Genomic DNA, 2,296 nt, shown 5'->3' on the forward strand with positions numbered 1-2,296 from the left:
TCAGGACGGCCGCCCTCATGGCCGCGCCCTCCCCTGCAGCCAGGCGTCCACGCGCACCTGGGCGCTGGCGCAAGCATCGCCCGGCACGGCCGGTGGCGCCGCCAGGATCGTGTCGGCCTTGCGGCCGTGATCGGCGGCCCGATCGGCGGCCGCGCGCCGCGCTGGCGCAGCCTCCTGCGCTCGCTTGTCGGCCAGGGTGCGCAGCTCTTGCACCTTGCCGCTGCAGGCCTCGGCAGCGCCGCGCACGCCGGCCAGCTCCTGCCCCTTGCCCGCCAGCTCGGCGCGCGCGGTGGCGAGGTCGTCGCGGGCAGACAGCCAAGCCCGGCCGGTTGCGATGTTGGCCACCAGCAGCACGGCCAGCAGGATCTGCACCGGCGTCATGGCAGGCTCCCTGCGCACGCGGCGTACATGCGGACGATGGTCTGCGTGTGCATGCGGCGCTCGAGGCTGGACGCACCGGCGCGCAGCTCGGGCAGTGGCGGGCACTGGCGGGGCGCCACCGCGAGCGCGGCCGGCTCCACCTGGGCGGCCGGCGGCTCAGGCGGCACGGTGCTACAGCCGGCCAGCAGCAGGGCCGCGAGGATGGTGATGCGGATCATCGGGGGGTCTCCTTGCGGATGCGCTCGTTGGCGCGCTGGATGGTGGTGTTGATCGCCTTGCGCTCGTGCTCGGGAACGGCGGCCGGCACGCCGGCGGCCTTGGCCGCCTTGCCGGCCGTGGCAGCAGCTGCCTGCGCGGTCTCTGCAGCCGTCGTCGCCGTGTCTGCTGCAGCCAGCGAGCGGTCCGCCGCCCGCGCCACGCGGCCCGACAGCGCATCGAGCGCCGTGCGGTTGGCCTCCTGGAGACGCGCGATCTCGTCCAGGTGGTCCTGGCGGTCCTCGGCCAGCATGCCGCGCATGCGCTCCACGCCCGCCCAGTAGCCGATGCCGGCGCCACCTCCGACCATCCCCAACAGCATGGCGCTGCCCGCGATCACCGCGCGGGCCCGGTGCAGATCAGGCTTTTGCATGGACTTGCTCCGTCAGCTTCTGGACCTGCGCCTGCAGGCTCGTGATTTCGTCGGTGGCGTTTTGGAGCTGGCGCTGCATGCCCTCCAACTGACCCTGCAGCTTGCCGAGCGCGGTGATCGCCTCGTTGCGCTCGCGAGCGAATTCGTCCGCCCGCTTGTCGGCCTGGGCGCGCGCCGCGCGCTCCGCCTCCAGCAGCTCCTTGTAGACGTTGATCGCCGACACGCGGCCGGCGTCGTCCGCACGGTCCGCCGCGCCGCGGCTCAGGTACTGGCGGAGGAACAGGAAGCCGCTGGCCACGGCCGCGGACGCCGCGCCCAGTGCGCCGAAGGGCCCGCCCGGGAAATTGTTGAGGTCCGGCGAATCCATCGGCATCACTCCAGCGCCAGGCGCACGGCCTGGTCGATCAGGTCGGCGGGGTACGGCTGCTGGCCGTTTTCGTGCTGCACGATGGCTGGCACGATCTTGCTGAGCGTGCACGGGTCCTGCAGATCGACCACGTCATCGACGCCCACGCCGAGCGCGCGCGCCACCTGGCGGGCATAGGCGCCGGTGTCGTTTTCCGAAGGCGGCGCCCAGCGGCCAATGATCTTGGCCGGGGTGTTGAGGCCGTACTTGCGCTGGTACGACAGCAGCACCTTGGCCAGGGCCCGCAGGCCCCAGACAGGCGCCGAGAAAACGACAAAGCGAGGGTCGCCGCTCTGGTCGGCGGCCATGCCCTGCCAGCGCTCGCTGGTGCGGTCGATGTTGCCCGGATTGTTGTTGCGGATGCCGCGTGGAGTGGTGGTCATGTCGATCCTTCGGACGCAAAAAAGCCCGCACGCGGCGGGCTGTGGATGGTGTGGTGGCGGTGCTGTCAGGCCGGCCAGCCGGTGCGCACGTCGTACTCCAGCGCCTGCGCCAGGCTGGTCAGGGTATCGATGGCCTCGTGGTGCTTACGCTCGGCCGAGAAGCACGCTTGGACGTGTCGGGCGATGGCCGATGAAATGCCCCGCATATCATCGAGCGACAGCGAAACCCAGCCGCTCTTCGACTTGAAATCCACCTGCGTGATGCCGGCCAGCTGGGCATTGCCGATCACGGTAGAGATCCGATTTTGGTCTTCCACTGTGGTGCCCACCCGCGTGCCGGTTGGAAGCGTGACGCCGCCGGTTTCCACCGCCCAGCGGTGCGCCGTGGCCGCGGCCGCGAGCCGGGCCTGTTCGGTCTGCAAGGCCTGCTCGATGTCCTCGGGCAGCATGGCCCGAACCTCGAACGCTTGGAACCACTGGCCGTCGGCATCCTCCTGG

Annotated in this window: 6 protein-coding genes; all 6 read right to left on the reverse strand. The window is 71.2% G+C overall.

All coding sequences use genetic code 11. The annotated features are described in order from the left end of the window. Positions 1-15 precede the first annotated feature (15 nt). Positions 16-381 (reverse strand): hypothetical protein, encoded by a 366-nt coding sequence (locus tag Q9R47_RS24185; protein ID WP_311235641.1) that lies wholly within the window; start codon positions 379-381, stop codon positions 16-18. Further along, the gene (locus tag Q9R47_RS24190; RefSeq protein WP_311235642.1) at positions 378-599 is read right to left on the reverse strand and encodes a hypothetical protein; all 222 of its coding nucleotides are present in this window, start codon (positions 597-599) and stop codon (positions 378-380) included. The genes Q9R47_RS24185 and Q9R47_RS24190 overlap by 4 nt, the downstream gene beginning before the upstream one ends. Further along, positions 596-1,009 (reverse strand): hypothetical protein, encoded by a 414-nt coding sequence (locus Q9R47_RS24195; RefSeq protein WP_311235643.1) that lies wholly within the window; start codon positions 1,007-1,009, stop codon positions 596-598. The genes Q9R47_RS24190 and Q9R47_RS24195 overlap by 4 nt, the downstream gene beginning before the upstream one ends. Further along, a complete protein-coding gene (locus Q9R47_RS24200) occupies positions 996-1,376 on the reverse strand; it encodes a hypothetical protein (protein ID WP_311235644.1) in 381 nt (126 codons plus the stop codon). Before Q9R47_RS24200 ends, Q9R47_RS24195 begins: the two co-directional genes overlap by 14 nt. 5 nt (positions 1,377-1,381) lie before the next feature. Next, on the reverse strand, positions 1,382-1,798 hold the full coding sequence (locus tag Q9R47_RS24205) for a structural protein P5 (protein ID WP_311235645.1): 417 nt from the start codon (positions 1,796-1,798) through the stop codon (positions 1,382-1,384). A gap of 65 nt (positions 1,799-1,863) precedes the next feature. Then, on the reverse strand, positions 1,864-2,296 hold a 433-nt coding region (locus tag Q9R47_RS24210; RefSeq protein WP_311235646.1), incomplete at its 5' end, for a DUF4376 domain-containing protein.

The sequence above is a fragment of the Acidovorax sp. PRC11 genome (assembly GCF_031844105.1).
GTDB lineage: Bacteria > Pseudomonadota > Gammaproteobacteria > Burkholderiales > Burkholderiaceae_C > Paracidovorax.